The organism is Corallococcus sp. CA047B, assembly GCF_003612065.1.
Lineage (GTDB): Bacteria > Myxococcota > Myxococcia > Myxococcales > Myxococcaceae > Corallococcus > Corallococcus praedator.
Genome location: NZ_RAWD01000418.1, coordinates 1 through 6,863, shown reverse-complemented (window position 1 = coordinate 6,863; position 6,863 = coordinate 1). Strand labels below are relative to the sequence as shown.

At 70.0% G+C, this 6,863-nt stretch carries 6 protein-coding genes; 2 read left to right on the top strand and 4 right to left on the bottom strand.

Features of this window, described 5'->3' with window-relative positions; all coding sequences use genetic code 11:
• The 4 genes from D7X74_RS37570 to fabI all read right to left on the bottom strand — a co-directional run.
• Positions 1 to 916 (bottom strand): protein-glutamate O-methyltransferase CheR (locus tag D7X74_RS37570; protein ID WP_120537794.1); only part of this gene is annotated, 916 nt, incomplete at its 3' end.
• Entirely contained in the window at positions 913 to 1,779 is an 867-nt protein-coding gene (locus tag D7X74_RS37565; protein WP_120537793.1) for a response regulator, read from the bottom strand. The genes D7X74_RS37565 and D7X74_RS37570, both read right to left, overlap by 4 nt.
• 4 nt (positions 1,780 to 1,783) lie before the next feature.
• Positions 1,784 to 2,161, bottom strand: a complete 378-nt coding sequence (locus tag D7X74_RS37560) for a response regulator (RefSeq protein WP_120537792.1) — start codon at positions 2,159 to 2,161, stop codon at positions 1,784 to 1,786.
• A 160-nt stretch (positions 2,162 to 2,321) separates the two neighbouring features.
• Complete coding sequence (gene fabI, locus D7X74_RS37555; protein ID WP_120537791.1) at positions 2,322 to 3,152, bottom strand: enoyl-ACP reductase FabI; 831 nt, start codon at positions 3,150 to 3,152, stop codon at positions 2,322 to 2,324.
• 346 nt (positions 3,153 to 3,498) lie between these two features.
• Between fabI and D7X74_RS37550 the strand changes: the two genes are divergently transcribed.
• Entirely contained in the window at positions 3,499 to 6,390 is a 2,892-nt protein-coding gene (locus tag D7X74_RS37550; RefSeq protein WP_120537790.1) for a 2-oxoglutarate dehydrogenase E1 component, read from the top strand.
• Positions 6,380 to 6,863, top strand: a 484-nt coding sequence (locus D7X74_RS37545; protein WP_199741989.1) for a biotin/lipoyl-containing protein, incomplete at its 3' end; no start/stop codon positions are given. The genes D7X74_RS37550 and D7X74_RS37545, both read left to right, overlap by 11 nt.

The following is a 6,863-nucleotide window of genomic DNA, read 5'->3' as shown; positions in this document are numbered from 1 at the left end:
GCGGCGGCGTGGGCGTGGCCGGCAGCGGCGCCGACAGCCGGCGCGGCGGCGGGGTGACGCGGGCGGTGACCAGCGGCTGCGGTGGGGGCAGCGGCGCGAAGGTGCGCTCCTCCGGACGAGGCTTGCGGAACGCCTGCAGCTCCGGCGGGCCCTCGCGCGTGAGCCCCGGCGGACAGCGGTCCACCTCCACCGTGCCCAGGAAGAGCAGGCCCCCCGGCGTCAGGCTGCGCGCCAGATGCCCGATGGCCGCGTCGCGCGCGGACGGCGAGAAGTACGTGAGCACGTTGCGGCAGAGGATGAAGTCGAACAGGCCGAAGCGCTCCGGCAGCGGCGCCAGCAGGTTCGCGGGCGCGAAGCGGGTGACCTTGCGCACCTCCGGGACGATGGACACCTGACGCCCGCCGTGGGGCTCGTAGACGGTGTGCAGCGCGGGCGCGGACTCGCGGCGGGACCACGCGCCGTAGGTGCCGCGCCGGGCGGCCTCCAGGCTGGCCTCGTGCAGGTCGGTGCCCACCACCTCCACCGGCATCCCCGGGGGTGCGCACGCCAGCAGGCACGCGGCCAGCGAGTACGCCTCCTCGCCGGTGGCGCACCCCGCGCTCCAGCCGCGCAGGTGCATGGCGCCGTGGCGCAGCGCGGACGGCACGCCCTCCGAGGCGATGAAGCGGAAGTGCTCCGGCTGGCGGAAGAAGTACGTCTCCCCCACCAGCACCGCGCGCACCAGCGTGTAGGCCAAGGGAGAGCCCAGCTGCTGCAGTTCGCTCAGGACCTCCGTGGGCACGCGGCCCCGGGCCAGCTCCGCGCGCAGCACGCGTTCCACCGCCTCCTGGGCGATGGCGTCTTCACGAAAGCCGGTGGTGTCCGCCACCACTTCCCGGGCTCGGGCCAGCAGCCGGGGATCGAGCCCTGCACTCATGCGCTCCGCTCTTCCTCCACCGGCGCGAGCAGCGCGGGCAGGTCGCGCAGGAGTCCCCGCGCGATGAACACCTTCGGATCCAGGATGGGCAGCGCGCGGCCACCCGTGCGCAGCATGCCCAAGAGCCCCTCTTGCAACAGGCCGTGCTCGGCGCCGCCTACCTTCTCGCGCCGGTCGATGTCGGTCGCCTGGAACTCCTCCGGATCCTTCACCGTGTCCACGGTGAGCGCCAGCGACACGCCTTCGGTCTCGATGACCACCAGCATCCGCTCCGCGATGGCCACCTGGTGCTTCACGCCCAGCCGCAGCGCCACGTCCAGCACGCACACCGCGTGGCCACGCAGCTCCACGTACTCGCGCAGGTAGGACGGCCCGGTGGGCAGGGGCCGCGTCGCCGGCTGCAACAGGACCTCCTTCACGGAGTCCAGCGGCACGGCGAACTCGCGCTCGCCCACCGACAGGCGAAGCACGAGCATCGCGCCCGAGCGCGAGCGGCGCCGCGCGGCCTCCAGGGCCTCGCCCACGAGGTTGAGCAGCTCGTCCGCGCGGAAGGGCTTGGGCAGGAACGCTTCCGCGCCCAGGCCCAGGCACGCCTCCGCGCGCTGCTTCTCCGACGAGATGATGATGACCGGGATGTCCGTCGTGGCGACATCCGCCTTCATCTTCTGGAGCACCTCGTCCCCGTCCATCTCCGGCATGGACAGGTCCAGCAGCACCGCCGCCGGGCGCAGCCGGCCCACCTTCTCCAGCGCCTCACGCCCGTTGCTGGCCGTGTGGATGGTGTAGTGCCCGGAGAGGATGGCCCGCTCCAGCGCCAGGATGGCGTCGCTGTCGTCGACCAGCAGGAGGGACGGCAGGCTCACGGCTTCACACCCTGTTCAGGAACTGACGCACCGTCTTGGTCAGCTCGTCGTGCGATACGGGTTTCTGGATGAACGCGTTGGCGCCCGCCTCCGTGCCGCGCTGGCGCAGGTCCTCGCCCTTCTCCGCCGTCAGCAGGATGACCGGCACGCTCTTCACCTGCGCCTGGGCGCTGGCGCGCACCTCCTTCACGAAGGTGATGCCGTCCATGTTCGGCATGTTGATGTCGGCGATCACCACGCTCACCGGCACCAGCCTCAACAGCTGGAGCGCGCGCGCGGCGTCCTCCGCCTCCACGATGCTGACCTTGAGGTTCATCAGGTAGATCTTGAGGATGTTGCGGACGGTCGGGCTGTCGTCCACCAGCAAGACGTTGGTACTCACTGTGCCACGGCTCCTCGCACAGGCTCCGCGAAGTGCGGAGAGGTCTGCGCTGCATGGGTGATCCTACCGTGAGCGCTTCCGTGGGCGGAAGCGGGGGGCCCCCGACCGCCGGGATGCCGGGCAGGCAAAAGGTGGTTTCTTCCGACAAGGTTGGGAGGAATCAACCCTCCTTGGGCGTAGGGGTCGCCAGGACCCCTTCGGCCCCTTCCACCGTGTCCACCGGCGGCGCGCCCACCGAGTGATAACCGCCGTCCACGTGGACCATTTCGCCCGTCGTGCTCGGCATCCAATCCGACAGCATGGCGCACGCCGTCCTGGCCACATGGTCGTGGCTGTCCTTGTCGCTCCAGCCCAGCGGCGCCTGCTTGCCCCAATACTGCGCCAGGGCCTTGAAACCCGGAATCCCCTTCGCGGCGATGGTGGCCAGGGGGCCGGCCGCCAGCGCGTTGACGCGGATCCCCTTGGGGCCCAGGTCGCGCGCCAGGTAGCGCACCGTGGCCTCCATGGCCGCCTTGCACACGCCCATCCAGTCGTAGATGGGCCACGCCTGCCGGTTGTCGAAGTCCAGCGCGACGATGGCGCTGCCCGGCGGCATCAGCGGCGCGCACGCCATGGCCAGCTCCTTCACGGAGAAGGCGGAGACGCGGAACGCGGTCTGCACGCTCTCCCAGGGGGTGTTGAGGAAGTTGCCGCCCAGCGCGTCCTCGGGCGCGTACGCGATGGCGTGCAGCACGCCGTCCACGCGGCCCCACTTCTGGCGCAGCGCCTCCGTCAGGGCCGGGAAGTGCTCCGGGTTCGTCACGTCCAGCTCCAGCACCTCCGTGCCGGGCTTGAGCCGCTTCGCGCTGCGCTCCGTGAGCGACTTCGCCCGGCCAAAGCCGGTGAGGATGATTTCCGCCCCCTGCGCCAGCGCGTGTTCGGCGATGCCGAAGGCCAGCGACTGGGGGGTGAGCACGCCGGTGATGAGCAGCTTCTTGCCCTGGAGGAGCATGTCGGTACGTTCTCGCGAGAGAAGAGGAGAGGAGGGGGCGCGTGCTTAGCACTCCTTGGCCTCTGGGAGGGGGCCCCGGCCCCGATTCCCGTCCAACGCCGGATGGCCCCCGGACGGCATGAGGCGCCCCGGGTGTAGGTCCATTCAGCACGCCGGCCGCCCCCGGCCTTCTTTTGACCTCCTCCCAGCAGCGGGAATCCGGCGCTTGGTGAAGCTGGACTCACGTGGCGCATGACCCCATCTGCTCCCCTGGCCGAAGACAGGCGGCCGGGCGCCGGGGAGACTGCAACAAACCTGAGGCGAAAACCCCCCAACGCGTCGCCCTTCCAGTAAAAGACCCCCCGCCATGGCGAATTTCCAGGACAGCTTCCTCTCTGGTGCCAACATCGACTTCATCGAGGGGCTCTACGCGCGCTTCCTTGATGATCCCGGCAGCGTGGACTCGAGTTGGCGCGAGGTATTCGAGCGCAACAACGGCACGGGCCGCCCCATCTTCAACGCGAAGCAGTTGGAGGCCCCCGCGCCCGTCGTCCCCGAGGGCAAGGGCAAGGGCAACGGCAAGGCGAACGGAGCCGCGCAGGCCCCGGCCGCCGTCGCCGCGCCCGCGGCCCCGGTCGCGCCCGCGCAGGACATCGGGTTGCAGTCGAAGGTGGACCAGGCCATCACCGCCTTCCGGCTGCGCGGCCACCTGCGCGCGACGTTGGATCCGCTCGAGCGCCCGCGCCCGCCCCTGGGGCACGTCGCGGACGTGGCGTTGATGGACGAAAACCACTTCAACGCCAAGGAGCTGGAGCAGGCGGTGGAGTGCAACAACGTCTTCCCGCAGCAGCGCGTGCGCCTGTCGGACCTGGTGACGCGGCTGCGCCGCACGTACTCCGGCCACATCGGCGTGGAGTTCATGCAGATGCTCGACAGCGAGCGTCGCCGCTGGCTGATGCAGCGCATGGAGCACAGCGACAACCGCACGGCGTTCACGGTGGAGGAGCAGCGGCACATCCTCACCAAGCTGTCGTACGCGGAGGGCTTCGAGCACTTCCTGCACACGAAGTACGTGGGCGCCAAGCGCTTCAGCCTGGATGGCGGCGAGGCCCTCATCCCCATGCTGGACGCCCTCCTGGAGGTCGCCAGCGGCATGGGCCTGAAGGAGCTGGTCATCGGCATGGCCCACCGCGGCCGCCTCAACGTGCTGACGAACATCCTGGGCAAGAAGCCGGATCAGATCTTCAGCGAGTTCGACGGTCCCAAGGACCCCAAGGCGTACCTGGGCCGGGGCGACGTGAAGTACCACATGGGCTTCTCGTCGGACCACGCCACGCGCTCAGGGAAGAACGTGCACCTGTCGCTGGCCTTCAACCCCAGCCACCTGGAGTGCGTGGGCCCCGTGGTGGAGGGCCGCGTGCGCGCCAAGCAGGACCGGGGCGGAGACACGGACCGCACGGGCGTGATTCCCCTGCTCATCCACGGCGACGCGGCCTTCATCGGGCAGGGCGTGGTCGCGGAGACGCTCAACTTCGCGGGCCTCAAGGGCTACACGACGGGCGGCACGGTCCACGTCGTCATCAACAACCAGGTCGGCTTCACCACCGACCCGTCGGACTCGCGCTCCAGCATCTACGCCACCGCCATCGCGCAGATGTTGGACATCCCGGTGTTCCACGTGAACGGGGATGACCCGGAGGCGTGCGTCCACGTGGCGAAGCTCGCGGCGGAGTACCGACAGACCTTCAAGAGCGACGTGGTCATCGACCTCATCTGCTACCGCCGCTACGGCCACAACGAGGGCGACGACCCGTCCTTCACCCAGCCGTCGATGTACGAGATCATCCGCAAGCACCCGCCGGTGCGCGCGCTGTACGCGAAGGCGCTGGCGGAGCAGGGCCGCATCCCCGCGGAGGAGTCCGACGCGCTCAAGCAGCGCTGCTACCAGGACTTCGACGCGGCGCTCACCCGCGCCCGCCAGGAGAGCCAGTTCAAGGAGCCCAACGCGCTGGAGGGCCTGTGGAAGCCCTACAAGGGCGGCCTCCTGAAGAACGCGCCCCAGGTGTCCACCGCGGTGGAGAAGGCGACGCTGCGCGACGCGCTCCAGAAGCTGGCCACCGCTCCGGAGGGCTTCCAGGTGCACCGCGACGTGGAGCGCACCGTCCTCAAGAAGCGCCAGGGCATGCTGGAGACGGAGGAGCTGCAGTGGAGCGAGGGCGAGGCGCTGGCCTACGCCACGCTGCTGTCGGAGGGCTACGTCATCCGCCTGTCCGGCCAGGACAGCGAGCGCGGCACCTTCAGCCACCGCCACGCGGTGCTGCACGACGTGCAGACGGGCGAGGAGTTCGTCCCCCTGCGGCAGTTCCCCACCGGCAAGGCGGCGTTCAACGTCTACAACAGCCCGCTGTCGGAGATGGGCGTGCTGGGCTTCGACTACGGCTACAGCCTGGACGTGCCGGACGGCCTCACCATCTGGGAAGCCCAGTTCGGTGACTTCGCCAACGGCGCGCAGATCATCATCGACCAGTTCATCGCGGCGGCGGAGAGCAAGTGGCGCCGGCTGAGCGGCATCACGCTGCTGTTGCCGCACGGCTATGAAGGCCAGGGCCCGGAGCACTCCAGCGCGCGCCTGGAGCGCTTCCTGGACCTGTGCGCCGAGGACAACCTCCAGGTCTGCTACCCCACCACGCCCGCGCAGATCTTCCACCTGCTGCGCCGCCAGGTGCTGCGCCCGGTGCGCAAGCCGCTGGTCATCATGTCGCCCAAGAGCCTGCTGCGCCGCCCGGAAGCCACGAGCCGCATGGACGACCTGGCCAAGGGCGCCTTCCAGGAGATCATCCTGGATGCGAAGGCGGACCCGGCGAAGGTGAAGCGGCTGCTCTTGTGCAGCGGCAAGGTCTACTACGACCTGGCCAAGGCCCGGGACGAGCGCAAGGACGACACCATCGCCATCGTGCGGGTGGAGCAGCTCTACCCGTTCCCGCACGACGAGCTGTCGAACCTGGTGGCGAAGTTGCCCCAGTTGCAGGAGCTGTACTGGGTGCAGGAGGAGCCCCGCAACGCGGGCGCCTGGCACTTCATGTTCCCGCGCCTGCACGACCTGGTCTCCGGCCGCGCGCAGCAGCAGCCGGTGAAGTTGGGTTACATCGGCCGTGCCGAGGCCGCGAGCCCCGCCACCGGCTTCCCCAAGACGCACGATTACGAGCAGCAGCTCATCATCGAAGAAGCCATCCTCCGAGGAACCCAGAATGGCCGTTGAACTGAAAGTCCCGCCCCTCGGTGAGTCCATCACCGAGGCCGTCGTCGGCAAGTGGAACAAGAAGCAGGGCGACAGCGTCGCCGCGGACGAGCCGCTCGTCGTGCTGGAGACCGACAAGGTCACCATCGACGTGCCGTCTCCCGCCGCCGGCAGCATCGCGTCCATCGCCTTCAAGGAGGGCGACAAGGTCCGCGTGGGCGAGGTGCTGGGCACCATCGAGGCCGGAGGCGCCGGTGCCGCCGCCGCGTCTCCCGCCGCCGCCACGCCCGCGCCCGCCCAGGCCGCCGCTCCGGTGCAGTCCGCGCCGGCCGCCGCCGCCAGCGACGCGCGCATCACCCCCACCGCGAAGAAGATGGCGGAGGAGAACCAGGTGGACGTGGGCCAGCTCAAGGGCTCCGGCACCGGTGGCCGCATCGTGAAGGAGGACGTGCTGGGGCAGCTCAATCGCCCGGCCGCGCCCGCCGCCCCCACGC

What these genes read in the sequence shown, in the direction of transcription:
- D7X74_RS37550 (WP_120537790.1), top strand. Translation starts at nt 3,499, where the DNA reads ATGGCGAATTTCCAGGACAGCTTCCTCTCTGGTGCCAACATCGACTTC.
- fabI (WP_120537791.1), bottom strand. Translation starts at nt 3,152, where the DNA reads ATGCTCCTCCAGGGCAAGAAGCTGCTCATCACCGGCGTGCTCACCCCC.